The organism is Bdellovibrio sp. GT3, assembly GCF_037996765.1.
Classification (GTDB): Bacteria; Bdellovibrionota; Bdellovibrionia; order Bdellovibrionales; family Bdellovibrionaceae; genus Bdellovibrio.
On record NZ_JBBNAD010000005.1, the window covers coordinates 464,631 to 488,686 of the forward strand.

Annotated in this window: 26 protein-coding genes and 1 tRNA gene; 13 read left to right on the forward strand and 14 right to left on the reverse strand. The window is 45.7% G+C overall.

All coding sequences use genetic code 11. From position 1 onward, the window contains the following. The first annotated feature begins 30 nt into the window (after nt 1–30). Nucleotides 31–507 carry a Dps family protein gene (locus AAAA73_RS09610; protein ID WP_445292037.1) on the forward strand — a complete coding sequence of 159 codons (477 nt, stop codon included), beginning with the start codon at nt 31–33 and terminating at the stop codon, nt 505–507. A gap of 270 nt (nt 508–777) precedes the next feature. Beyond that, on the forward strand, nt 778–3,693 hold the full coding sequence (locus AAAA73_RS09615) for a tail fiber domain-containing protein (protein ID WP_340598091.1): 2,916 nt from the start codon (nt 778–780) through the stop codon (nt 3,691–3,693). 96 nt (nt 3,694–3,789) lie between these two features. On the opposite strand, the gene AAAA73_RS09620 is transcribed toward AAAA73_RS09615, so the two are convergent. The 12 genes from AAAA73_RS09620 to AAAA73_RS09675 form a co-directional block, all read right to left on the reverse strand. Then, nucleotides 3,790–3,865, reverse strand: a tRNA-Phe gene (locus AAAA73_RS09620). A 70-nt stretch (nt 3,866–3,935) separates the two neighbouring features. Then, nucleotides 3,936–5,099, reverse strand: coding sequence for a cystathionine gamma-synthase (locus AAAA73_RS09625; protein WP_340598092.1), 1,164 nt, complete (start codon nt 5,097–5,099; stop codon nt 3,936–3,938). 11 nt (nt 5,100–5,110) lie between these two features. Continuing rightward, a complete protein-coding gene (locus tag AAAA73_RS09630) occupies nt 5,111–6,157 on the reverse strand; it encodes a PLP-dependent cysteine synthase family protein (protein ID WP_340598093.1) in 1,047 nt (348 codons plus the stop codon). A gap of 6 nt (nt 6,158–6,163) precedes the next feature. After that, nucleotides 6,164–6,379, reverse strand: coding sequence for a hypothetical protein (locus AAAA73_RS09635; protein ID WP_340598094.1), 216 nt, complete (start codon nt 6,377–6,379; stop codon nt 6,164–6,166). Between the two features lie 26 nt (nt 6,380–6,405). After that, nucleotides 6,406–6,843, reverse strand: coding sequence for a hypothetical protein (locus AAAA73_RS09640; protein ID WP_340598095.1), 438 nt, complete (start codon nt 6,841–6,843; stop codon nt 6,406–6,408). Further along, entirely contained in the window at nt 6,831–7,568 is a 738-nt protein-coding gene (locus AAAA73_RS09645) for a hypothetical protein (protein WP_340598096.1), read from the reverse strand. Before AAAA73_RS09645 ends, AAAA73_RS09640 begins: the two co-directional genes overlap by 13 nt. A gap of 414 nt (nt 7,569–7,982) precedes the next feature. Next, nucleotides 7,983–8,636, reverse strand: coding sequence for a hypothetical protein (locus AAAA73_RS09650; protein ID WP_340598097.1), 654 nt, complete (start codon nt 8,634–8,636; stop codon nt 7,983–7,985). 24 nt (nt 8,637–8,660) lie between these two features. Continuing rightward, nucleotides 8,661–9,437, reverse strand: coding sequence for an MlaD family protein (locus AAAA73_RS09655; RefSeq protein WP_340598098.1), 777 nt, complete (start codon nt 9,435–9,437; stop codon nt 8,661–8,663). An 18-nt stretch (nt 9,438–9,455) separates the two neighbouring features. Beyond that, nucleotides 9,456–10,148: an MlaE family ABC transporter permease gene (locus AAAA73_RS09660; RefSeq protein WP_340598099.1), complete on the reverse strand. Its 693-nt coding sequence runs from the start codon at nt 10,146–10,148 to the stop codon at nt 9,456–9,458. Continuing rightward, the gene (locus AAAA73_RS09665) at nt 10,145–10,927 is read right to left on the reverse strand and encodes an MlaE family ABC transporter permease (RefSeq protein WP_340598100.1); all 783 of its coding nucleotides are present in this window, start codon (nt 10,925–10,927) and stop codon (nt 10,145–10,147) included. The genes AAAA73_RS09660 and AAAA73_RS09665 overlap by 4 nt, the downstream gene beginning before the upstream one ends. Then, the gene (locus AAAA73_RS09670; protein WP_340598101.1) at nt 10,924–11,652 is read right to left on the reverse strand and encodes an ABC transporter ATP-binding protein; all 729 of its coding nucleotides are present in this window, start codon (nt 11,650–11,652) and stop codon (nt 10,924–10,926) included. Before AAAA73_RS09670 ends, AAAA73_RS09665 begins: the two co-directional genes overlap by 4 nt. A gap of 22 nt (nt 11,653–11,674) precedes the next feature. Further along, the gene (locus tag AAAA73_RS09675; protein ID WP_340598102.1) at nt 11,675–12,439 is read right to left on the reverse strand and encodes an ABC transporter ATP-binding protein; all 765 of its coding nucleotides are present in this window, start codon (nt 12,437–12,439) and stop codon (nt 11,675–11,677) included. 121 nt (nt 12,440–12,560) lie between these two features. Between AAAA73_RS09675 and sucC the strand changes: the two genes are divergently transcribed. Together sucC and sucD are read left to right on the forward strand one after the other, a co-directional pair. After that, nucleotides 12,561–13,724, forward strand: a complete 1,164-nt coding sequence (gene sucC, locus AAAA73_RS09680; protein WP_340599366.1) for an ADP-forming succinate--CoA ligase subunit beta — start codon at nt 12,561–12,563, stop codon at nt 13,722–13,724. A gap of 6 nt (nt 13,725–13,730) precedes the next feature. Then, the gene (gene sucD, locus AAAA73_RS09685; protein WP_015092761.1) at nt 13,731–14,603 is read left to right on the forward strand and encodes a succinate--CoA ligase subunit alpha; all 873 of its coding nucleotides are present in this window, start codon (nt 13,731–13,733) and stop codon (nt 14,601–14,603) included. Nucleotides 14,604–14,664: 61 nt separating this feature from the next. Here sucD and AAAA73_RS09690 read toward each other — a convergent pair whose 3' ends face one another. Next, on the reverse strand, nt 14,665–15,459 hold the full coding sequence (locus AAAA73_RS09690) for a hypothetical protein (protein WP_340598103.1): 795 nt from the start codon (nt 15,457–15,459) through the stop codon (nt 14,665–14,667). 182 nt (nt 15,460–15,641) lie between these two features. Between AAAA73_RS09690 and AAAA73_RS09695 the strand changes: the two genes are divergently transcribed. Together AAAA73_RS09695 and AAAA73_RS09700 are read left to right on the forward strand one after the other, a co-directional pair. Beyond that, the gene (locus AAAA73_RS09695) at nt 15,642–16,922 is read left to right on the forward strand and encodes a hypothetical protein (RefSeq protein WP_340598104.1); all 1,281 of its coding nucleotides are present in this window, start codon (nt 15,642–15,644) and stop codon (nt 16,920–16,922) included. Then, a complete protein-coding gene (locus tag AAAA73_RS09700) occupies nt 16,912–17,577 on the forward strand; it encodes a hypothetical protein (RefSeq protein ID WP_340598105.1) in 666 nt (221 codons plus the stop codon). Before AAAA73_RS09695 ends, AAAA73_RS09700 begins: the two co-directional genes overlap by 11 nt. Nucleotides 17,578–17,581: 4 nt before the next feature. On the opposite strand, the gene AAAA73_RS09705 is transcribed toward AAAA73_RS09700, so the two are convergent. Further along, entirely contained in the window at nt 17,582–18,010 is a 429-nt protein-coding gene (locus AAAA73_RS09705) for a hypothetical protein (protein WP_340598106.1), read from the reverse strand. Nucleotides 18,011–18,192: 182 nt separating this feature from the next. Here AAAA73_RS09705 and AAAA73_RS09710 point away from each other — a divergent pair, with 182 nt between their 5' ends. From AAAA73_RS09710 to AAAA73_RS09740, 7 genes are all read left to right on the forward strand, one after another. Next, nucleotides 18,193–19,020, forward strand: a complete 828-nt coding sequence (locus AAAA73_RS09710) for a trypsin-like serine peptidase (RefSeq protein ID WP_340598107.1) — start codon at nt 18,193–18,195, stop codon at nt 19,018–19,020. A gap of 71 nt (nt 19,021–19,091) precedes the next feature. Next, nucleotides 19,092–20,237, forward strand: coding sequence for an AGE family epimerase/isomerase (locus AAAA73_RS09715; RefSeq protein ID WP_340598108.1), 1,146 nt, complete (start codon nt 19,092–19,094; stop codon nt 20,235–20,237). 65 nt (nt 20,238–20,302) lie between these two features. Beyond that, nucleotides 20,303–20,608 carry a hypothetical protein gene (locus AAAA73_RS09720; protein WP_340598109.1) on the forward strand — a complete coding sequence of 102 codons (306 nt, stop codon included), beginning with the start codon at nt 20,303–20,305 and terminating at the stop codon, nt 20,606–20,608. Between the two features lie 14 nt (nt 20,609–20,622). Continuing rightward, nucleotides 20,623–21,048 (forward strand): nucleoside-diphosphate kinase, encoded by a 426-nt coding sequence (ndk, locus tag AAAA73_RS09725; protein ID WP_340598110.1) that lies wholly within the window; start codon nt 20,623–20,625, stop codon nt 21,046–21,048. Between the two features lie 3 nt (nt 21,049–21,051). Then, nucleotides 21,052–22,197: a class I SAM-dependent RNA methyltransferase gene (locus AAAA73_RS09730; protein WP_340598111.1), complete on the forward strand. Its 1,146-nt coding sequence runs from the start codon at nt 21,052–21,054 to the stop codon at nt 22,195–22,197. A 24-nt stretch (nt 22,198–22,221) separates the two neighbouring features. After that, complete coding sequence (locus AAAA73_RS09735) at nt 22,222–22,977, forward strand: tetratricopeptide repeat protein (protein ID WP_340598112.1); 756 nt, start codon at nt 22,222–22,224, stop codon at nt 22,975–22,977. Then, on the forward strand, nt 22,974–24,056 hold the full coding sequence (locus AAAA73_RS09740; RefSeq protein WP_340598113.1) for a helix-turn-helix domain-containing protein: 1,083 nt from the start codon (nt 22,974–22,976) through the stop codon (nt 24,054–24,056). The genes AAAA73_RS09735 and AAAA73_RS09740 overlap by 4 nt, the downstream gene beginning before the upstream one ends.

Here is a 24,056-nt window from a genome sequence, read left to right on the forward strand (position 1 = left end):
CTAAGATGGTAACCGCAATAGGAGTACATGATGAAAATCAATATCGGCATCAATGACAAAGACAGAAAAGAAATCGCAAAAGGTCTATCCACATTGTTGGCAGACACGTACACACTTTACCTTCAAACTCACAATTTCCACTGGAACGTTGAAGGTCCGATGTTCCAAACTTTGCATTTGATGTTTGAAACTCAATACAACGAGTTGGCATTGGCTGTTGATTCCATCGCTGAACGTATTCGTGCTTTAGGTCACTACGCACCGGGCACTTATGCGGAGTTCTCGAAACTTTCTTCTATCAAAGAAGTTCCGGGAGAAAAACTAAGCGCAACTAAAATGATCGAAACGCTTGTTCACGGCCAGGAAACTGTGGCGCGCACTGCTCGCAGTATTTTTGCAGTAGTTGAAAAAGCCAGCGATGAACCAACTGCGGATCTACTTACTCAACGCCTACAGGTTCACGAGAAAACGGCGTGGATGCTTAGAAGTTTGTTGGAAAAAAAATAGATTCATAAACACAAGAGGTTCTCTCGGGAGCCTCTTGTTTAAATCTTGTTCTTATGTGCACCACTGTGCACACATTATTTTAACTGCAGAATTTCCCTCTCTTGCAATTAACCCCCAAATCACTGCCTCAACATTAGAATCAAACCCACAGTTGGACTTTCCCTAGCCTTATGATCATTCAAGGCAAGCATCTGAAATCCCGATAAATTGATAGTTACTATGGCTACCGAAACGCGACATCGCGGGAACGTTTTTTAAGGAGCTTTCGACGTGGTATTCAGAGCCTTTGCTTTACTTGGTGCAATTATATTCAGTCTCTCGGTTAATTCCAAGGCGGCATCCGTTGCATCAGCAAGCTCACTCACATATCAAGGGCGCATAGTTAAATCAGACGGAACTCCATTCCAGAATTCCAACGTTTCTTTCGTCTTTCAAATCCTGGACCCTTCGGGCCAATGCCTAATTTATCAAGAGCAAGTGACTGCGATCAATCTAGCAAATTCTGATGGTGTCTTTGATGTTCCTATCGGTAATGGTTCTGTTCAGTACATAACCGGTGTGGGTGCCGCAACGGTGGTTGATATTTTTAACAACGGTCTGACTTACATGTGCGGATCCTGTACCAGTAACGGCATGTCTTACACTTGCTCTGCAGGAACTTCCTCGTACGGCGCCACGGCAACTGCAGGTCGTCTTCTGCGAGTTTCATTTCATGACGGTTCAGGCTGGCAAACTATCACTCCTGACAATGCTATCAGAGCGGTTCCGTACGCAGGTCATGCCCAAACAGCGCAAAAGCTTGGCGGAAATGTTGCCAGTGATTTTGTTTTAAAAAATGACATTAACAATAATGGCACAAGCTCTATCGCCTGTGGTGTCGGTGAATTCCTAAGCTGGAACGGAACGAAACTTGTTTGTGGAACTCCAAGCGGTGGCGGCAGCGGCAGCGGCACTGTCACGCAAATCAATGCAGGGACAGGACTTACGGGTGGACCGATCACAACAACCGGAACACTTTCTTTAAGTGCTTCTGGCGCTGCCGCAGGAACTTATGGTTCTGCGACGGCTGTTCCAGTTATCACAGTTGATACTTATGGCCGTATCACAACGGTTAGTAATACGACAATCACTGGTGCAGCGCCGACTGGTTCTGCCGGAGGAGATTTAAGCGGCAACTATCCGAATCCCACTGTCGCAAGAATCAATGGTGTGCCACTTTCAATTTCATCACCCGCTAATGATCAGTATTTAAAATACAGTGGTGGCAGCTGGATTAACGCCACCGTTCAAGCCAGTGAAGTCAGCGGTTTGACGACTACTTTAAATAACTATGTGGCCTATTCAAGTCTTCCGACTTGTAACTCGGCAGCTTCAACATTGTCCTTCATCTCCCCTGTCGGCGGCTTCGCTTGTACAGCGATTTCAATCACGGGGGCAAATGTCAGCGGCAATATCGCAGGAAATGCGGCGGGCTTTACTGGCTCGCTTGCTGGTGATGTCACCGGTGTGCAAGGAACAACAGTGGTTGCAAGAATTCAAGGAAGAGCCGTTGCCAGCACTGCGCCGACATCCAATCAAGTTCTGCAATTCAATGGAACCCAGTGGACGCCGGTTACAATGAATTCTTTAACAGGCATCACTGACGGAAATAACACCGCTCTGGGACAAAGTGCACTAACCGCAACCACTTCTAATGCCAATACGGCAATCGGAAATAATGCTTTGCAAGCGTCAACAACTGGCAGCAGCAATACTGCTGTCGGGTATTACTCTTTAAAAGCAAACACCGACGGTATCTACAACACTGCTGTTGGCGCTTCTACGTTAGTAAGTAACACCACTGGTTCTTTTAATACCGCTTTGGGAAGAGGCGCACTCATAACAAATACTACAGGTAATCTCAACGTTGCCATCGGATATAATGCTCTTTTCACCAGTACAGCCACCACACCAAGTGTAGCTGTTGGAGCTTATTCTCTCGAGAAGAATACGACAGGAAGTGAAAACGCCGCGCTGGGAACCTACTCCATGCAAAAAAACACCACTGGCTGGGGAAATGTGAGTATGGGTTATTACTCCATGATCGACAATATCCAGGGGAATAAAAATGTGGCAATTGGAAGAGCAGCCCTGGCATCCAACGTTGCACTAAGTGAATCGACTGCTGTTGGTTATGCTTCAATGGGTAATTCGGATCCTACGACAACAGGCGCGATCAGCAGGAACACCGCTCTAGGAGCACTCTCTCTGTTAGGAAGCGGGACGATCGCAAATAATACTGGCAAATCTAATACCGCCCTTGGGCACTCTGCACTGACAGGAATGTCTTCTGGATCTGGCAATATTGGTATCGGATACAATGCCGGTTCTGCGATCACCACTGGAAGCAATAACGTCGTCATCGGCTCCAATACTGGCTCCGACATCGCAACTACTTCCAACAACATTCTGATCGCCGATGGTGCCGGTAACGAAAGAATGCGAATTCTTTCCTCTGGCAACGTGGGTATCGGAACCATTTCGCCGGATAAAAATCTTACTATTCTTGGTGGAGCCAACACGGGGATTCGTGTCGAAGGAACCTCCGGAAATACACATTTAGACTTTACCGTCGGCGGGACAGTTAGAACGAGTTTTTACTGGGACATGCTGAACAATATTTCTATTTTAAATGGAAACGGAACAGCATCGGCAATCAATCCCAACGGTGGCTTTGTTGGAGTGGGCACGATGGTACCCACTGCCATTCTTCATGTTAATGGAGCCGCTCTTGCGACAGCTTGGAATACAAGCTCCGATGCGCGTTTGAAAGAAAACGTCGCAGAAATTCAAGATCCCCTGAGTAAAATATTAAATCTGCGCGGAGTAGAGTTTGATTGGCGCAGCGATGTTGATCAACCAACAAAGCACGAACAAACACACGATATCGGTGTGATCGCGCAAGAAGTGGAAAAGCAATTTCCAGAAGCTGTGACATCGGTCAAAGACGGCTACAAATCCGTCGCTTATTCAAAACTTGTTTCGCCAATTATCGGCGCGATCAAAGAACTGTACTCGAAATTCTTGGGGCATGATGAGCAGCTTGCAAAGCAAGCGCGCGAACTGGCTTCCATTAAAGAAGAGAATGCAGAAATGAAGCAGGCCCTTTGCGAACTTGGGAAGAAAGCATTCTGTCAGAAGAAATGATATTTCCGGGAATTTTAGGCAAAAAAAATCCCGCATAGTGAGCGGGTTTTAAAAAAGAAAAGGCTCCCAAAGGGAGCCTTTTTAAATCTAAATAAATGGTGGCTTGAGACGGAATTGAACCGCCGACACAAGGATTTTCAGTCCTCTGCTCTACCAACTGAGCTACCAAGCCATTCGGAAATCTCTTTCACTAACGTTCAGAGAGACATTGGTTTAACTTTTGCCCCCCTGCCTGTCAACAATTAGACTTTGTCGAAAGCAGATTTTAGGTCAGCTAGAAGGTCATTCAGGTCCTCAACACCCACTGAAAGACGAATCAGGCTGTCATCAATGCCCAAGGCCTTGCGATTTTCAGCTGGTACGGAGGCATGCGTCATAATGGCTGGATGCTCGATCAAGCTCTCAACCCCACCTAAACTCTCGGCCAACGCGAAGATTTCTACGTTTTCCAAGAACTTACGGGCAGCATCCATTCCACCTTTAATGTAGAACGTAATCATACCGCCATAACCATGCATCTGTTCCTTGGCTAGTTTGTGCTGAGGATGACTTTCCAAACCTGGATAAATCACTTTTTCAACCTTGGCGTGGCTCTCAAGGAAGCGAGCAACTGCCATCGCATTCTCCTGATGCGCCTTCATACGCAAAGGTAAAGTTTTCAAGCTTCTTAAGCACATGAATGAATCAAAAGGACCTTGAATCGGACCCATGGAGTTGGACAAGAACGCCATGCGCTCAGCAATGTCTTCACGAGAAGTCACAGCTACTCCGCCAACCACGTCACTGTGACCACCGATATACTTCGTCGCAGAGTGAACCACGATGTCAGCACCCAGTTCTAATGGACGTTGGAAGTACGGGCTCATGAATGTGTTATCAACAGCCACCAAAATGCCCTTCGCTTTTGCGATAGCGCAGATCTTTTTGATATCCACCAATTTCAATGTGGGATTCGTTGGAGTTTCCAACCAGACCATTTTTGTATTTGGTTTGATTGCCTTTTCAAAGTTCTCAACGATCGTCAAATCAACGAACGAAAACTCCATGCCATCGTGGCGCAAAACCTTATCAAACAGACGGAAAGTACCGCCGTACATATCATCCATGGCGATCACATGGTCACCACCTTTGATAAGATGCAAAATCACAGTCGTGGCTGCGCAACCAGAGGCAAACGCAAATCCATATTTGCCGCTTTCAAGGCTGGCCATACAATTTTCGTAGGCACGACGAGTGGGATTGTGAGTACGAGAATACTCCCAGCCCTTGTGAACACCTGGAGAAGATTGTACATAAGTCGAGGTCATATAAACCGGAGTCATGATAGCGCCGGTTGTTGGATCCGGTGATTGACCCGCGTGAATCGCGCGGGTTGCAAAGCCAAGTTTGGAATTCGTATTTTTCATGTCTTTACCTGTTATTTAGAAAGATTTTTAAGGGCTTCTTCAGCGCTAATCACTCTGTTGAAAACAGATTTTACATCATCTGCCTTCAAAAAGCCGTTTTCGATCATCCACTTGTCATTAAACGCTTTGCTCAAGTACTGGCGGCCGCTATCAGGGAAAATCACCACGATATTTTGTGGTTTCTCAATTTTCTCTGCGTATTTCATAGCAGCGACCAACGCTGTTCCGCTGGATGGTCCAACCAAAAGACCTTCTTCAGCAACCAATCTGCGAGTCATTTCGAAAGCTTCTGGGTCACCGACACGAACAAATCCGTCATAGATGTCCAAGTGAACGTTGCCTGGAAGCATATCTTCGCCAATACCCTCAACTTTATAAGAACCTGGAGGGTCCACGATCTTTTTATGATAATAAAGATCATAAAGGATCGAACCAATTGGGTCTGCGCAGATGATCTTAACATCAGACTTCTTTTCTTTTAGGAACTTGGCACAGCCTGAAAGAGTACCGCCAGTTCCAGCGCCCCCCACCAAAACATCCACTTTACCATCCGTTTGATTCCAGATTTCTGGACCTGTTGTCTGATAGTGGCGTGTTGGGTTGTCAGTGTTAAAGAACTGATTCGTCAAAAACGCTCCGGGAATACCATCGGCGATCTTTTTTGAAACAGTATAGTGGCTTAGCTCATGCTCTGGCTCCACCATCGGAGTGATAACCACTTGGGCGCCATAAGCACGCAAAATAGCTCTTTTTTCCTCACTCATTTTCTCGGGCATCACAAATATACATTTGTATCCCTTAACAGCTGCCGCCAATGCCAAACCAACACCGGTGTTTCCAGATGTTGCTTCAACAATGGTGCCGCCCGGCTTCAAATCGCCGCGTTTTTCAGCTTCTTCGATCATCGCCACTGCAACGCGATCTTTGATGCTGCCACCAGGATTAAAGTACTCAACCTTTGCGAAATATTTATGTTTTGAGTTCTTAGTTACGTTACGAAGTTCCACCAACGGGGTGTTCCCGATGGTTTCCAGGATCGATTTATAGATTTGTGACATGATTGACTAGCTTTCTAAGTCTCTGCTTCTGTTGGAACGAAGTAAGACTGTGTTCATAGACTGCAAAACTGTATTCATTTGAGTCATCGGATCTCCGGAATATTCCATTCCAAGCTCTGAAGTCAGCTGTTTCACCAGATTTCTGTTTGGTTGATCTTTCATCAACTCTTCAACCAGCTTTTCAAGTGATACCGTCTTCTTTTTAGTTTCAAGCTCAGCCATGGATTTCCCCCAACGGGGTCACTCTATCACCCCCCTCCCAAAGAGTGAAAAAAATTTTGCAGCAGCGGACCAAAAAGCAGCAGCAGAAAGGCTGGAAACTGGAATAATAGAAGGGGGATCAGCAATAAAAAAGGAAGTCTCGCGAGCTTTGTACGAATATCATCCTCACAAGCCTCCAACATCTCCTCTTCCAGGCTGACAATGACATTATATATGGCCTCGCCACGCATTCCGCGCTCCAAAAGCTGCAAAAGCACCTGCCGATGGGGAGATAAGGACTGATTAATGAGGCCATGCGTGACCTTTCCTTGCTGCAACAGCGCCAACCAGCGACCCACAAGAGATGGAAAATCGCCCTGATGCCGTTTTAAATAGTTCATCACGCCAACTTTCGTGGGCTGACCTTTCTCAAGTGCCCGTTTCACGCATAACAAAAGAGCCAACGGGGGTGCTACACCTTCCATTTCATCCTCCGACCCACACTAAAAATAATAATCAGCCCCAAAACGAACATAAAAAGAGAGCCCAAAATTAAAAATCGATGGCGAGCGAAGCCAAATTGCACAAATACAAACGCCAAAAGGGCGCAATAAAGGGCGGTGACAATTATCGCCTGCATCTTTATCTGCTGGGTCACTTGTCCGGACCTACGTCGAAAATTTTCTTCCACTTTGTACTGCCTGCGCAGCGCTTTTGCCTGATCAATCACGCGCGTCTGCGACCGGTCGATCTCAAGAAGGTCTGCCTGCAAATCCTTTATCCGTGCGGATTTCGTGGCGATGACAATTTCCGCCGTGACTACGGAATTGTAAATTTCGCGGAGCTGATTCCTTTGCCAGCCACTTTGACTTTCGATCGCCACATGAAGACTTTGTCGAAAGGATTTTCCCGCTTGGAGTCCCAAAATAAGGTTGTCCAACATGGGGATCACGGCCATGGAAAGTCGCTGAGTAAGAAAAATGCGGAAAATTTCCGGAAAAAACTTTAAACTTATTAAAAGAATGCCGAAGAAAAGCCAGAGCGACACCGCAGAGTCGGAAAGCGCGGCGATAAAAGTGATCGCAACCAAGTTCAAGATCATCAAAGACCTTGAAGTTCGTTGAGAGATTGCAAATTCCCGCGCGATGTTGGCAAGAGAACGCTGAACGAGCGCTTGTCCGAACATCGAAAGCATAAAAAAAGTGATCAAGAGGTGCCTCCTTGGGTTCTTGTTGATCGCAAAAAATATGCAAGAAATTTTTTTGTTGACGGCGGTGGTCGATTTGGGAAGACTTAGGGTAAGTAAGGTTTTTTACAAGTAAGTAACAACAACAACGTTTGCATCCTAGGAGGAGCACATGGCAAAGAAAGCAGCAAAAAAAGCTACTAAAAAAGCAGCAAAGAAAACTACTAAAAAAGTAGCAAAAAAAGCTACAAAAAAAGTAGCTAAAAAAGCTACTAAAAAAGCTTCTAAGTAGTTAGACGCTGTACTAATTTAGTACACTGAACCCCAGAGGCAACTCTGGGGTTTTTTTATGCCTGAAATCCGCTCCAGTAGCGGGTTTCAAACAAAAAAGGCCCGCATCTCTGCGAGCCTTTTTTCATTTAAATTTCTGAACTTTTTTTAGAAGTAGTACAAAGCTCCGATCGTTCCTGAAGGAAGCAATTGTGAGCGCTTCACTTCATACATCGCAACCACTTCCGCAAACACAGAAACGCCGGCCAAATCTCCGGACAATTGATTGTACTGAAGGCCGAAAGATCCGTTCAAAAAGTCAGTTCCAAACTGCCCGGAACGTTTCTCATCGTCGGTTAAAACACGGTCTAAAATCCCCGATTCCATCCAAGAAGTGGAATTTCCCATCGAATTATACCAACGAGAATAACCTGCAGTGTAATAAGGTGCGATATAATCGCCCTCAAAGGCATGTTTCCATGAAAACTGGATGGAATTATATCCGGGACCTGTTCCGAATCCGGCTACAACACTGTTTTCTTCCTCAAAATTAAACTCGCCAGTGATTCCAACCAGCCCCAATTGACCACCCACAGACATTCCCAGTCCGACTTTACGACTTTGGCGCATGCTTAGAGTTGAAGAGTAGGTCATCCCCAGGCGCTCGGCCCGCATGGAGTCGCTATAATCCTGCTCGATACTCAGTGCTTTGGATGAAACAGATGAAGAATCAGACCACAGATCTGTCGTGGAAATCTCGGCAAAGGAAATACTTGAAGTCAGCAAGGCAAGGATTGCGACGCCGGTGAAACGTTGGAACATGGAAGCCTCCTTTTAGTTTCAGACCTAAAAGATTCGGGCTCTGACGCCTTCTTTTTGCAAGAACTGTTTAATAGCCGGGCCATCAAGCGGTTCCAAACGGAAAAGAAGCTTATGAACCAGGTCATAAGTGTCTTCAGCCTTTTTAGATCGAAGATTGGACGTAAGATAAGCTAAGTCATCGCTAATTTTAATAGAATTATCAAGCAGCCGTGAAATTTCAGGGTTTTTAGTGGTTTTATCCAGCAATACCAGCGTTCGATTGAAGTTTGTAACCAACAAATCCATCTGCTTGATTACGCTGGTGACAGATCCTTCGTTCTTTTCCAAAATTTCGATCATTTTTCCCGCTAAACCGTAGCCTTGAGATAAAAGTTGATCAATTCGCGGAGGATCTTCACCACGAACATACTCACCCGACGCAAATTCCCCGGAAGTTGCCGACCCTGGAGAGATTTCCAGAAACTTTTCCCCAATGACACCCGCAAGATTGATGAAAAATTTGGAATCTTTACGGACACTCGTCCAGGCCTTCTTATCGATGGTGATGGTTAAACGCAGTTTTACTTCTTCCCCGTCAGCCATTTTATGTTCTGGATCAAAAGCAATGGACTTCACTTTGCCCACTTTAATACCCATAACTCGAACTGGAGATCCCTCTTCAATTCCACCTGCAAAATTGAACATCACATTTAGTTCTTTAGTATTTGAAAACGGGGTTATGAAACCCATGGCATAAGCAAATGCTGCCACCATGATTAAACTAACCAGAGCTAACAAACCGACCTTGGTTTCCACTTTCATAAACGCTCCCGAATAGGATCAATAAAGATAACTAAAAGTATAAGATAAAATAAAATCGATAACAATAATTGCGATCGAAGCCACGACCACAGTATTTGTGGTCGCTTTGCCAACACCCTCCGCGCCCTGTTGGCAACGGAAACCGAAATAGCAGGCCACCAAAGGAATCACTCCACCGAAGCAGGCACCTTTTATCACCGCAAAATACACATCTTTAAACTGCACAAATCGGTGCATCGAACTGATAAACATCCCGGGCGTATAGCCCAAATACGTCTGACTGATCAGCATAGCTGCGAACAAACAGGTCATATTTGATATTAAAGTAAGAATAATTCCACCCACTACGCAGGCAAAGAATCTTGGAATAACCAGGTAATTAATCGGATCAATTCCCAGCATTTTCAAAGCATCGACCTGTTCGGTGATCTGCATGGTTCCGACTTCAGAGGCATAACCAGCCCCCACACGGGAACACAATAGTAATGCGGTCACAATCGCTGCAAGTTCGCGCAAAATCAATACAGCAGCAAATCCCGGCACCATCGCATCGTTTTGAATGACCAGTTTCATGTGAAATGATGACTCAAGAATGGTTACAATTGCCGCAAAGCAAACGCAAAACACGATAATAAAAAGGCTGCGATTTGCGACGAAATGAAGTTGCTGAAAAAACTCTTTGTAACGGAAAGGTCCATATAAAGCGATCATGATCTGTAACCTCTGATTGCTTGGATAAGCACTTCGCCAAGGAAACTGGTAAACCAATCCATCACCACAATGCAAATCATCGTGGTAACCGCAGTTGCAACCACCGCTCGCCCCACACCTTTTGCCCCACCTGTCGTGGTGTATCCCTTGTAAGTGCAAATTGTTGCCAGAACGACTGCAAAAACCAGACTTTTAATCAGTCCGCTTAAAATTGAAATCGGATGAACAATTGTAGGGATGTGGCGAATGTATTCTTCTGCTGAAATTCCCGCAAAAGCCTGCGCCAGCGCCATGCCACCGAATACCGACATCATTAATCCCGCAGCCAATAGAAAAAAGCTGGATATGACGATTCCCAAAAATCTTGGAACGATGATCTCCTGAATAGGATCTGCTCCTAAACAGCGAACGGCGTCGATTTGCTCTGTGACTCTCATGGTGCCAAGCTCAGCTGATGTATATGCGCCGACTTTTCCGCTTAACATGAACGCGATTAACATCGGGCCTACTTCACGGAAAGTCGCACTGGTCGCGAGTCCACCCAAAAAGCCCAAGGCACCGAATTCGCGAATCGGCATTGCGAATTGCACGGCCATAATAGCGCCCACGAAGAACCCTGCCATAGCAGTCGTCGGAAAGGACTCGATCGAAACTTTCCAAATCTGAACAAAGATCTCATGCACCTTCAGCTTTTTTACAAAGACTGTACTGACTATCGTCCTTAGAAAAATAAGTGTGCCGCCAATTTCATCCAGAATTCCCACCGCAAACGCCATCATGCCAGCACCTCGGCCAGAAAGTCCTTTACCAGGGGTACTTCCGATTTTTTTAGTTCGTCCGGTGTGCCCATTTCAACGATTTGCCCCTTATCAAGCACGATGATTCGATCTGCAATTGTAAGAGCGCAATTCATGTCATGACTGACTACTATGGATGTTGTTTTAAGAGTTCTTGATAGATCCAGGATCAGTTTGTTCACTGCTGTCGTCGTAACGGGATCCAGACCTGTGGTGGGTTCGTCGAAAAGAAGGATTTTTGGATCCAAAGCCACCGTGCGCGCCAGACTGACTCGCTTTTGCATGCCGTAGGAGATCTGAGCTGGAAGCTTTTCATCGACTCCATTCAAATGCACCAGGCGAAGGGCTTTCGTGACTTTTTCCCTGATTATTTCTTCGGAAAAATCATAATGCCGGCGCAGTCCGAAAGCCACGTTTTCAAAAACAGTCAGTGAATCGAACAAAGCCGGATGTTGAAAAACCATGCCGCATTTTTTTCGAATCGGCAGGTATTGTTCCTCGGTAAACTTGGCCACTTCCTGACCGTCGATCCAGATTTCACCCTGATCCGGTGTTAACAGCCCCACAAGATTTTTCAATAAAACTGACTTGCCTGTTCCGGAGGTTCCCAGAATAAATACGATTTCGCCTTCGCGAATAGTCGCCGAGAGTCCGTTTAGGACTGTGCGATCTCCGAATCTTTTGACGATGTTTTTGAATTCTATCACTCTGAAATTTTAGAGTTGGATTCTATACGGGGTCAAGCGCCGTCAGAGGTCCCTCAAGAAGGCCGCGTACAAACTGGCGCACTCTTGGATCAGCATGATTTTCTGTTTCTTTCGGAGATCCAGTGATAATCACTTCTTCATTTACAACCATCGCAATTCGGTCCGCCATTTGATAGGCGCGATTCATATCATTCGTCACCGCTACAATCGTCGAATTGTTTTGTTGTTGCAGAGTTTTGATCAGCGTGATGATTTTCTTTGAAGTGATTGGATCAAGTCCCGCTGTTGGATCGTCATAAAAAATTATCTGCGGGTCCAAAGCCAATGCCCGAGCGATTCCCAGACGCTTTTGCATGCCTCCACTGATTTCATCAGGATACAAATCACGTGCATGGGGGATGCCGACAGCATCCAAAAAACTCTCAGCTTTCTTTGTTATTTCCCACTCCGAAAGACGAGTCGTCTCCCTTAACGGAAAACATATGTTTTCAATGCAAGTCAGAGAATCGAACAGGGCGTTCTTTTGAAACAGGATTCCCATTTTTTTAAGAAGCGGAAGTTTATCTTTGCTGCTTAGCGTTGACCATTGGTTTTGTTCAATGAAAACTTCGCCATTCTGAGGGGTTACGAGTCCCGACAAAGTCTTCAGTAGAGTTGTTTTACCCTGGCCACTTGGTCCAATTATGACAAATGCTTCGCCGGACTTGATATCCAAATTTACGGAGCGCAACACAACCTGTGAGTCAAAAGTCACAGATACGTTTTGCAAACGCAATACACTCCCCATTTTCCCTACCTTCCATCAGTCCTGCGCCGAGCGGTAATCCTTGTCTCTGAGTATGATTTGATATTGAATGGGGCATCAAACGCAAGTGTTTAAATCAGTTCGTGTAATCGGAGATATCACAATGAATATTCATGAGTATCAGGCGAAAGAAGTCTTGAGAAAGTTCGGAGTAGCAACGCTTAAAGGTAAGCTAGCTCACTCTCCAGAAGAAGCAGTAGCTGCTGCAAAAGAAATCGGTGGATCAGTTTGGGTTGTAAAAGCTCAAATCCACGCTGGTGGTCGCGGTAAAGGCGGCGGTGTTAAAGTTGCCAAGTCTTTGGACGAAGTTGCTGCTTTCACTGAAAAAATGATCGGCATGACTTTGGTGACTCACCAAACAGGTCCTGAAGGTAAAGTTGTTCAAAAAGTATTCATCGAACAAGGTTGCAACATCGCTAAGGAATACTACGTTGCCTGCTTGATCGACCGTGCGACAGGAAGAGCTGCAATGATGGCTTCTTCTGAAGGCGGTATGGATATCGAGGAAGTGGCTGAGCACAATCCAGACGCAATCAAAAAAGTGGACATCGACCCGACTGTTGGTTTGATGCCTTTCCAAGCTCGCGAATTGGCATTCCAAATCGGAATGGCTCCTGAAATCGTTAATAAAGCTGTAAAATTCTTTGCAGGTCTTTACAACGCATTCATCGCGACAGATTGCTCTATCGCTGAGATCAACCCGCTTGTTGTAACTAAAGAGGGCGACGTTCTTTGCCTGGACGCCAAAATGAACTTCGATTCAAACTCATTGTTCAGACATCCAGACATCGTTGAAATGCGCGATCTTAACGAAGAAGAGCCTTCTGAAATTGAAGCTTCCAAGTTCGATCTGGCGTTCATCAAGCTTGATGGTAACATCGGTTGCTTGGTAAACGGTGCGGGTCTTGCGATGGCAACTTTGGACATCATCAAATTGCACGGCGCTGAACCTGCAAACTTCTTGGACGTTGGCGGCGGCGCTAACAAACAAAAAGTAACTGAAGCGTTCAAAATCATCCTTAAAGACAAAAACGTTAAGGGCATCCTGGTTAACATCTTCGGTGGTATCATGAAATGTGACATCATCGCAGAGGGCGTAATCGCTGCTTCTAAAGAATTGGGTCTTAAAGTTCCATTGGTTGTACGTCTTGAAGGTACAAACGTAGAACTTGGTAAAAAAATGTTGAAAGAGTCTGGCTTGAACATCACTCCAGCGGACAATTTGACTGATGCAGCTAAGAAAATCGTTGCTGCGATTAAAGGATAAGCGAACATGGCAATTCTTATTAACAAAAACACAAAAGTAATCTGCCAAGGTTTCACTGGTGCTCAAGGTACATTCCACTCTGAGCAAGCATTGGCATACGGAACTAAAATGGTTGGTGGCGTGACTCCGGGTAAAGGCGGCACGACTCACATCGGTCTTCCAGTGTTCAACACTGTGAAAGAAGCTAAAGCGGCTACGGGTTGCAACGCTTCTGTGATCTTTGTACCTCCTCCATTCGCTGCTGACTCTATCATGGAAGCTGTTGATGCTGATTTGGATCTTGTGATCTGTATCACTGAAGGCATCCCAGTTCTTGATATGGTTAAAGTAAAAGAATACATGAAGGGTAAACGCACTCGTTTGGTTGGTCCAAACTGCCCAGGCGTTATCACTCCAGGCGAATGCAAAATCGGTATTATGCCAGGTCACATCCACAAAGCAGGTCGTATCGGCGTTCTTTCACGTTCCGGTACATTGACTTACGAAGCTGTTGGTCAATTGACTGCACTTGGTATCGGTCAATCCACTTGCGTAGGTATCGGTGGTGACCCAGTGAATGGTACAAACTTCATCGACGTTCTAAAATTGTTCAATGAAGATCCAGACACTGACGGTGTTATCATGATCGGTGAAATCGGTGGTACAGCTGAAGAAGAAGCTGCTGAATACATCAAAGCTCACTTCAAAAAACCTGTTACTGCGTTCATCGCTGGTGCTGCTGCTCCTGCTGGTAAACGTATGGGTCACGCTGGTGCGATCATCAGTGGTGGCAAAGGTACTGCTGAAGCGAAATTTAAAGCGCTTGAAGCTGCTGGTTGCAAAATTTCCCGCTCCCCTGCGGATATGGGAACTACTATGCAATCTATGCTTAAAAAGTAGTTTTAAGTCATATATTTGAAACTAAAAAACCCACGGTGATGAATCGTGGGTTTTTTTATGTCTAAAGTCTGTAAAGAGGATCTGCTTTGTAAGGCGCAAACGGATCGAATTCCTGCTCGCGCAGCTTCTTGCGTTTGTTGTATTTCTGCCAGCGCTCTGCCACTGCAAAAAGATCGTAGTCAACTCCACCCGTAAGCAGTTGATCTGTTAAATTCGTCGGAATTGGTTTTTCTGGTGTCGATCTGCTGAATGCCAAAACAGGTTTAGCAAAGGCCGATTGTTTTCTGCGATTGGCAGAGTACGAATCCTGCACAAACCTGAAATTGGCCTGAAAAATCTGATTTTTTCCAGTGGGATTCCATTTGGTTTTATCAAAAGATTCACTAAGACCTTTAATCAAAGCTCTTAATGCATGCACTTTCAAAATCGCATCGTCAGCTGTAACTTTTAAACCGCGCTCAATGAACCTTCCTTGAGCATCCACTTCGAACTCCACATAAACATTTCCGAAGTGATTATATTGAGCCAACAAGGAATCGAAGATCAATTGTTCATCGACTTTCTTGAAAACCTGCTCGAAGTAAGACCATTGATTGCCGTCAGAAATAAATGATTCTGCATCGGCGATGTACGTCGCATGATCACGATAATCAGTTGATGGCCCCGTGATTTCATTCTGAAATTTAACTTTGGAATCAGCGACATATCCCGCACCGAAAAGATTCAAATTTGAACCTTTGGCTTTGGTAGCGACGGACTTACCATGCCGTCCGCCTTTATCGGAGCCAGCAAATTCTAGTTTTGATTTTGGTGCATCCAAAATCTCAAACTGAATCACTTCGGTTGATTTCTTCAAATCTGGTGACGCGAAAAAGACAACGGTCCCACCACAACCAACGCATGCAATGCTATTGAAAGAATCAGATTTAGCTTCATGGGGCTAGATTATGGTCCTGATTTCCTGAAGTAAACAACTTTTACCCCAAAAGCATCGCGCAAGCCTTCAATTTCGCTCACAAAAAATCCGATTAATAATACATGCACAAACTTATCATCATCTTAGCTTTCTTCTTTAATTCTGTAGTCTTAGCGGGCACCACCGACTGTGAAAAAGCAGATGAATCCCTGCGTGCATTGAATACTGAAATTTTTGGGGAACAATCCGAGTTTGTGGACATGACACCCAAATTGAAAGCAGCAATCAAGATTGTTGATGAGTGCAAATTTGATCTTAGAAAAATTGGAGTTCCTGATTCCATTTACAAAGACGCCATGGTGAACAATCGACGCGACGAAATTTCGCGCCAGAAGTTCATTCTATCGTTGTATGCCACATCCGGAAAAATCGATTCAAAACTTGAAACCTTTAAAAAGTATATGGCTTCAGGCAATGATCTAAATCCTGCGAAAACACAGCAATACATAAACGACGTAAAAAAGCTGTCCGAGCAATCCTTTGCCGAAGAATCAAAAACTTGCAGTACAATTGATTTACGCGACAAAACCGGCCCTGTGCGCAATCAAGGCATGGACGGCTGGTGTTATGCATTCACCGTGGCAAATTTGGTTTCATGGAAGTCAGGCAAAGATATTTCCGCTGCAGCAGTGGCCTTTGGTTATTCGGATAACGGCTATCACGACTTATATCGCATGTTGGGTGCCAACCAAAACTTCATCACCAATCAAGGCTTCACGACGGCGGCCTTCCGCGCTTCAAAATCAAAGGGCTTCTGTCTTGAAAGTGAACTTCCCAGCGAAGGCTTTAACGGTATTGAAACAAATGTTCCCCTTGCAGTCCTAGATAGAATGGGCAAAGAAGTCATCAATGGAAAAATCTCGAAAGACGACTTTAACAAAGTTGCGGCTAAAGCGTTTCCGAATCTTACGGCAGCGCAAATTAACGAAGTCTTGGGTCGCGCCAGCAAATCGACTTACTTCAATAAGCTTGTCAGAAAAAGCTGCGAGCATCGTGTAAGTGCCAAAGATATGGAGATGTCATTCTTCAACAATCTTGACGCTAAGAAATTTGGAAAAGAATTGGAGCAGCATTTAGCCGAAGGACGACCGGTCGAGATTGGCTACAATGGTCACTTCTTTACACATCCCCACACGCCATCAGGGTTGGCTTATCACTCTAGCATCCTGGTCGGAAGACGCATGAATGCAAAAACAGGTCAGTGTGAATATTTACTAAAGAACTCTTATGGAAAATCTTGGAAACCGGCCGCCGTTGATGAATTTGATTCTGAAGGTGGTTATGCGTGGGTGCCAAAGTCCCGCATGATTGAAGCAACAAGGAATGCTAGTTATGTTAAGTAAAATTCTTTTTATCAGTCTTCTTCTTGTCTCTGCTGCGTATGCCTCCGATCCCGTGGCACTGTATGGCTTTGGCAAACCCGCTCAAGAACTTGCATTGGATGGGTATCGTTCCACTTCTAAATCGGGTGGCACACAAATCTATGATAAAACAAACGCATCTAGCAGCTATAAGATCGTTTATAAAAGGAATGAGTATGTATCACGAATTTATCGCGAGGGAACTCAGTTATACATGCAATACACAAAACTCGATGACCAGGGAAAAGTATTAGGACAAGCACAATGCAAATTTCTGAAATCCACGAAGGTTACTTCTTGTGATGGTCAAACTGCACATATGTGTAAAGAGCTAATCAGAAAAGTTGAAGTTGGTGGTTTTGATTTCGATATCAAAAAGATGAAAGAGTGCGCTGATCTTTCTAGTAAAATTAACTATAGTCGCGCCGGTGCGGATGAACTTCTGGACGAAGGAGCAAAAGCCCTTTCAATGGCGAATGGCGCAATTCCACCCGTAGTGAAAAGCACCCCCAGCTCGCTGCAAACTTTGATGAAGGACTACAGCGCCTGCAAAGCTATCGAGGCTGAATTGTCAGATGTTCCAGAAAATACGGCTGTGAAAACATCCACAGCCGAATCAAAAAAAGGTGCACACTAGGTTTTTACTGACAAACCAAACCAGGCTCGTTGCCTTCGCTGCGGAAATCGAAATATTCGCGCTTATCAAGATCATTTACGAACAGTTGTCCTGTGTATTTACCAGTAGCTGTTCCGCCTGCAATTTCCGGATAAAGCTGCAAGTAAACTCCCCCTTGAGTTGCATCACCACGCATGCTCAGGTCGCCATATTGGGACAACGGAGAAAGTGTGATTGGTGTGGAGTATTGGTTGTGTGCGCCGATTCTTTTAACAATCAGGTTTGCACCGATCGTGTTAAAGCCCACCCAAGGATTTTGCGCATCAACAGCGCGGCTCAATTGAACAGTCACGATTGCTTCTTCACCGATAGTTGTACAGCGCAGCTGTGTGAAGGAAGCCATGGAAACTAGCGGGAAATATGCCACGAAAATCAATGCAAGCAAGGCTTTCATAAAAACTCCTTAAAGTGTGCCCCCCGTTTACTCCCGCCGCTCCCCTGAGGCAAGCCTCAACCCTAATTAAAAGCTCATTGAAAATGCCCCTGTCAAAACTGTCGACAATTGACCCGGTAGAAATTACGAATTCCCCAAAGACTTCACCTAAATAGCCCCCTCATTTGCTAAGATGCAGACCAATGAAATCACTGGGAATTATTCTATTAATATTCACTGCCGGCTGTGTTGCGAATGAACCCGGAACTGCCTCCGTAAAGAATGGTGCTGCCGTTTATTATGATGGTGATTCCCGCGAAGAGGTCACAGTCCAAGATCGCACGTGGGTCGTGGCTCAGGCGACAGCCATGATTTACGATGGCACCCGCAAGAATTTTCCATTCCTAAAAGACATGTATCCCCTGTGTGCAAATGAAAGATTTCAGGAACAACGACTTGTCGGCCACTGTAGCGGTGTTTTGATCGCTCCCAACAAAGTTCTAACCGCTGCGCACTGTATGCAGAATTCCAACTCCTGCCCCAATGCGCGATTTGTATTCGGCGCTCATCACACAGCATCGAATTTGAATATTTATTCCTGCAATCGTGTGCTTTCGCTGGATACCAAAATGGATTTTGCCATCGTGGAGCTTGATCAGGCTGTGTCTGGTGTCAGACCCGCACAAATTTCCACTGAATTTAATTTGCGTAACGGCGACCAGGTTCTGAGCTTGTCATACCCCTTGGGTTTGCCACTAAAGCAGGATGTTGGCGTGGTCAGGGACGTGCAAAATGGCTCTAACTTTTTCAAAGTTTCCGTCGACACTTTTGCCAGTAGCTCCGGCTCTCCGCTCTTTAACAAAAAGGGTGAGGTTGTGGGTGTTCTAAGTCGCGGCGCCGATGATATCCTGGAAGATGATATTTATAGAGTTCAAAGTCGCGGCGGCTGCATCAACTTTAATAGCTGCGAAAACGGCTCCTGCACCGGCGAAACATTCCTAAAGGCCGCACTGATCAGCGACAAAATCTAAACTTGCCTTGACCCTTGGCGCTTAGGAATTATGCTTCAGATATCAACTTTTTCTGAAGAACCGAGAGCGCTATGAATCCTTCGCAACGAATTGAATTTTCAAAAACCTGGCTTACCAACGACGTCTTCCCTCTTTGGAGTGGTAAAGGCATTGATCGTAAAAATGGCGGCTTTGAGGAAAATCTGACTTTCGAAGGCGAACCGATGGAAATGCCTCGAAGAGCGATGGTGCAATCCCGCCAGATCTATTCGTTCCTGACCGGAATGCGTATGAACACGGTTTCCAAGGATGTTGGGACTTTTGCTGTCAATCAAGGCGTGCGCTACATGATTGATAAGTACCAACAACCTTCCGGCGAATTTAGCTACTCTGTGCTGGCTGATGGCACTCCCAAGAGCATGAATCCTGATCTTTACACTCAGGCTTTTGCACTTTTTGGTTTGGCGCAAGCTTACCAGCTGGATCCAAAACCAGAATATAAAACACGTGCGAAGGATCTGGTTAAGTATCTGTATCGCGAAAGAAGCGTAAAATCCGGTGGCTTCACTGAGCTGGATGAAAAAGGAACTGTTTCTTACAAATCAAATCCGCACATGCACATGTTTGAATCTGCCATCGCCTGGATGCAAATCGATAAGGATCAAGAATGGTGGAAACTGGGTGAGGAACTGGCCAACCTGGCCCTGACAAAATTCATCGACCCACAGACCGGCATTCTGGGCGAATATTTCGACGAAAATTGGAACCATCTTCGGGACAACGGGAAGTTCGTTTATGAACCTGGCCACCAATTCGAATGGTCATGGCTGTTTTCCTTATATCAGGATCTGACGGGCAAAGACTGCAAAGCCGTTCGTCACAACCTTTTCCTTTCCGCTGATAAACACGGAACTGATCCTGTAAGAAAAATCGCTTTTGACGAAATGTGGAGTGATTTCACGCCTAAATTGACGTCTTCGCGCTTCTGGCCACAATGTGAGCGTATAAAAGCAGCAGTTCGCCTGGCCAAAGAAGTTCCGGCCACGGAACAGGCCATCTATCATAAGGCCGCCGATGATGCCATGGACACCCTGTTTAAATTCTTTGCGACCCCGAAAAAGGGTATGTGGTACGACCAGCTTTCAGCTCAGGATACTTTTTCTGGAAATTTCTCTAAATCCAGCTCTTTATACCATATTATCAATGCCTTAGAGGAGTACGTAAACTTGCGAAATTAGGACGGAAAGCTTGACAGCGAGGTCCCCCAAAGGCTAACAAGAGGCCTAAAAAAGGGAGACCTCTCGTGAAGAAGCTTTTAGTCATTGCTTTGCTTTTTGCATCCGCAACAGCTCAAGCCGGTCGCATCAAAGAAGTTGTCATCATGGCAACGGAGGATGTCGAACAGACATTGGATTTATTGAATCCAGACTATCGCTACACGATTAAAGGACAAGGCTTCACTCAGGCTGACGACTCCGCAGGAACTGCGATTAAAACTATCGTAAACGTTCGCAACCTGATCACTCTGCAAACCAGAGAATGGACGTGCGTATCCCAGTTCCACAAGACACCAGAATTTTTTGAGATCACATATACCATTTGTAATTAACAAGGAGATACCTAATGGCTATCGAACAAACATTCTCAATCATCAAACCAAACGCTATGAAAAAAAATGCTATCGGTGACATCGTAAGCATGTTTGAAGCAAACGGTTTGAAAATCGCTGCTGCAAAAATCGTTGTTTTGTCTGCTGATAAAGCTGGCGAATTCTACGCTGAACACAAAGCTCGTCCATTCTTTGGCGAACTGGTTTCTTTCATGACTTCTGGTCCAGTTATGTTGATGTGCTTGCAAGGTGAAGGCGCAGTTTTGAAAAACCGCGAAATCATGGGTGCAACTGATCCAAAAAAAGCTAACGCTGGCACAATCCGTTCTAAATTCGGCGACAACGTAGGTGAAAACGCAGTTCACGGTTCTGACTCTGTAGAATCTGCTGCTCGCGAACTTGCATTGTTCTTCGAAAAACACGAAATCTGCAACGCGTAGTCTGTGACTGCAAATTCTCGCATCCAAGTTAAGATCGAGAAGATGGCCATCGGAGGCGCGGGCATTGCCCGCCACGATGGCCTTGTTATTTTTGTGCCCTTGGCAGCACCCGATGATGAGCTTTTGGTTGAAATCACCACGGCGAAAAAGAACTTCGCAGAAGCCCGCATCGTTGAAATTCTAAAGCCAGGTCCTTCCCGCAGAACACCACCCTGCCCTGTCGCCAATGTTTGTGGCGGCTGCAACTGGCAGCACCTGACTGAGCAAGAACAACAAAAACAAAAAGAAGCATTGGTGCTGGAGACAATCCGCAAATTCAATCCTGATTTGAATTTCGAATACCTTCCTTTGCAACCAAGCCCGCGCTCTTTGCGCTACCGCAATCGCATTCAGCCAAAATTTCAAAATGGCCGCTTCGGTTTTTTTGCAAGAAACTCCCACGAGATTGTCGAAATCGACGACTGCTTGATTACAGAGGATGTTCTGACAAAGAAATTTCCGGAAGTCCGCCAATGGGCCGCAGACAAAAAGTCGAAAGATCTTTTGCGCCTGGAAATGTATATCTCTGAAAATGAGGAGATCCGCTACGGGCTGATCACTGACGAGGACGATGGCATCGGCTTTTCTCAGGTCAACCGCTTTCAGAATCCACATTTGTTAGAAACCACGTTGAACTGGGCTGGAGATACCGAGTATCGGCAGGTTTTTGACCTCTATGCTGGAGCGGGTAACTTTACTTTCCCGCTGATGAACAAGTATAAATCCGCCAACGTCACGGCTGTCGAACTAAACCCAAAGCTGGTGGAGCGCGGTCGCGCCCAAAATAAAGAAAAACGCCTGCGCTATTTCATGTCTGACGTGGAAAGCTACATGCGCAGAGCGACTATCCAAAAACAGGACCTGGTGGTCCTGGACCCTCCACGTGCGGGCGCCAGCGAGTACATTATGCGTTCTTTGGCTGCGGCAGAGCCACAAAAGATCATTTATATCAGCTGTCACCCGGTTTCTCTGGCAAGGGATCTGAAATGGTTCTTCGCATCCGCTCAACAACTCGGCAAAAAATTCCGCCTGGAGCGCATGCAAACTTTCGAGATGTTTCCACAGACAGACCATGTGGAGACTATTGCTGAGCTCAGGGTTGACTCTTAGCCCTCTAGTGATACCTTTTTATTCATGCGTAAATGGATTATCGCTGCCTGTGCACTCACTTTGGTGGGCTGTGCAAGTTGGAATCAAGACAAAGAAAAAGCTGCGTTATATCTTCGAATGGGCAATGCCTTTATCGAAGAAACGAACTATCCCAATGCAATCGTCGCTTTGTTAAAAGCCCAAGAGCTTGATCCAAACGAACCCACAATCCAAAACAGCCTTGGGCAAGCCTACTTCCTGAGAGAACGTTACGACCTTGCAGAAAAACAGTTTCGCAAAGCAATCGCCATGAATCCCCAATATAGCGATGCACGCAACAACCTGGCTCGCACACTCATTGAAGTCGGCAAGTTTGCCGAAGCCGACAAAGAACTAACATTGGTACTAAATGATCTTACCTACGGTGGCTTCACCAAAGCTTACACCAATCTGGGACTTTCAAAATTTCACCAAAAGCAATATTCCGCTGCCCAGGATGCTTTCCTGAAGGTTCTTAACTCCACTGCAGACGACTGCTGGGCAAATACCTACTATGGTCGAGCTTTCTTTGAGCAAAAAAAGTACTCACAGGCAGCAGAAGCCCTGGATCGCGCCATTGGCTTTTGCCAAAAAAATCTGATCGATGATCCTCATTACTACAGCGCCCTGGCTTATTTCCGCCTGGGGGATAAATCCAAATCCATCGCTCGTTTTGAAGAAATCATTCGCTATTATCCAAATGGCCAATATCGTGAAAAATCCAAGAGCATGCTGGAGCTGATTCGAAAGGGACAACAATGAAAAAAACCGGTGAAATACTAAAAGCCGCTCGTGAAGAAAGAGGCCTTTCACTTAATGAAGTGGGTCTGTCCCTGAAAATCAGCAGCAAAGTTTTGAAAGCCATCGAAGATGGTGACGAAAATCAATTGCCAGCAAAAACGTTTTTGCGCGGCTTTGTAAAAAGCTACGCAACCTTCCTGCGTCTTGATGCTGATAAAATTCTGGAAACCTTCTATCAGGAAATGGGCAGCACGCGCCCTCAGCCTTACATCCGTCCGACTTCGACCCCAGAAAAGGAAGCAGAAGTTGCAAAAACCACTGCTTCTTCTGACGAACCTGAGGCTACCGTCACTCCGATCAGAAAATCAGCTCCAGCAACTTCTTCCAGCAATGACTATTCGCCGCTGAACAAGAAAAACAACACCAAGACGATCGTGGTTGGTGTGCTATTGGTATTTCTGGCGGGCTTGATCATCTTCACCAAGAAAATGATCGACAAGTATTCCAAAGAAGCTGAAGTACCAACCGCAGAAGTAGCGGAAATGATGGAAGGTGCAACTCCGGTTGATGGTGACGCCGCTCCAGCAGAGCCACTGACATCTGAGAGCCCGACTCCAAACGCGTCGCCGTTGGCACAAATCACAAAACCAGAAGAAAAGCCTGAACCAATCTCCAAGGCAACACCGGTTGAGACACCTAAAGCCTCACCATCTCCTTCTGTTTCACAAAGCCCCTCTCCAACGGCAACTGTAGCGGCAACTGCGACAGCCAAAGCGTCCCCGTCACCAACGCCGACAGCATCTGTCGCTGCAACGACGTCTCCGACAGCTTCTCCATCACCAACAGCCTCTCCAACACCTGAGAAAGCAAAACCGGTGGAGCTGATCGTTGAGGCTTTGGATACTGTTGAAATCGAGTACTCCTCCCCATCCGGTAAGCCACAGAAAATCAGACTGTCTGCAGAGCAAGTACACACTTTCAAAAGCAAAAGCGGTTTGAAAATTAATTTCTCCAACGGTGGCGCCGTGAACCTGATCCTTAACGGAAAAGAATTGGGCATTCCAGGAGATCTGGGTAAACCAATTAAATTGAGCTACTAG

Excerpts from the sequence above, each read along its gene's own strand:
- AAAA73_RS09610 (WP_445292037.1), top strand. The coding sequence starts at position 31 with ATGAAAATCAATATCGGCATCAATGACAAAGACAGAAAAGAAATCGCA.
- AAAA73_RS09625 (WP_340598092.1), bottom strand. The coding sequence starts at position 5,099 with ATGAAAAATACGAATTCCAAACTTGGCTTTGCAACCCGCGCGATTCAC.
- AAAA73_RS09630 (WP_340598093.1), bottom strand. The coding sequence starts at position 6,157 with ATGTCACAAATCTATAAATCGATCCTGGAAACCATCGGGAACACCCCG.
- AAAA73_RS09635 (WP_340598094.1), bottom strand. The coding sequence starts at position 6,379 with ATGGCTGAGCTTGAAACTAAAAAGAAGACGGTATCACTTGAAAAGCTG.
- AAAA73_RS09640 (WP_340598095.1), bottom strand. The coding sequence starts at position 6,843 with ATGGAAGGTGTAGCACCCCCGTTGGCTCTTTTGTTATGCGTGAAACGG.
- AAAA73_RS09650 (WP_340598097.1), bottom strand. The coding sequence starts at position 8,636 with ATGTTCCAACGTTTCACCGGCGTCGCAATCCTTGCCTTGCTGACTTCA.
- AAAA73_RS09655 (WP_340598098.1), bottom strand. The coding sequence starts at position 9,437 with ATGAAAGTGGAAACCAAGGTCGGTTTGTTAGCTCTGGTTAGTTTAATC.
- AAAA73_RS09660 (WP_340598099.1), bottom strand. The coding sequence starts at position 10,148 with ATGATCGCTTTATATGGACCTTTCCGTTACAAAGAGTTTTTTCAGCAA.
- AAAA73_RS09665 (WP_340598100.1), bottom strand. The coding sequence starts at position 10,927 with ATGATGGCGTTTGCGGTGGGAATTCTGGATGAAATTGGCGGCACACTT.
- AAAA73_RS09675 (WP_340598102.1), bottom strand. The coding sequence starts at position 12,439 with ATGGGGAGTGTATTGCGTTTGCAAAACGTATCTGTGACTTTTGACTCA.
- sucC (WP_340599366.1), top strand. The coding sequence starts at position 12,561 with ATGAATATTCATGAGTATCAGGCGAAAGAAGTCTTGAGAAAGTTCGGA.
- sucD (WP_015092761.1), top strand. The coding sequence starts at position 13,731 with ATGGCAATTCTTATTAACAAAAACACAAAAGTAATCTGCCAAGGTTTC.
- AAAA73_RS09695 (WP_340598104.1), top strand. The coding sequence starts at position 15,642 with ATGCACAAACTTATCATCATCTTAGCTTTCTTCTTTAATTCTGTAGTC.
- AAAA73_RS09700 (WP_340598105.1), top strand. The coding sequence starts at position 16,912 with ATGTTAAGTAAAATTCTTTTTATCAGTCTTCTTCTTGTCTCTGCTGCG.
- AAAA73_RS09705 (WP_340598106.1), bottom strand. The coding sequence starts at position 18,010 with ATGAAAGCCTTGCTTGCATTGATTTTCGTGGCATATTTCCCGCTAGTT.
- AAAA73_RS09710 (WP_340598107.1), top strand. The coding sequence starts at position 18,193 with ATGAAATCACTGGGAATTATTCTATTAATATTCACTGCCGGCTGTGTT.
- AAAA73_RS09715 (WP_340598108.1), top strand. The coding sequence starts at position 19,092 with ATGAATCCTTCGCAACGAATTGAATTTTCAAAAACCTGGCTTACCAAC.
- ndk (WP_340598110.1), top strand. The coding sequence starts at position 20,623 with ATGGCTATCGAACAAACATTCTCAATCATCAAACCAAACGCTATGAAA.
- AAAA73_RS09735 (WP_340598112.1), top strand. The coding sequence starts at position 22,222 with ATGCGTAAATGGATTATCGCTGCCTGTGCACTCACTTTGGTGGGCTGT.
- AAAA73_RS09740 (WP_340598113.1), top strand. The coding sequence starts at position 22,974 with ATGAAAAAAACCGGTGAAATACTAAAAGCCGCTCGTGAAGAAAGAGGC.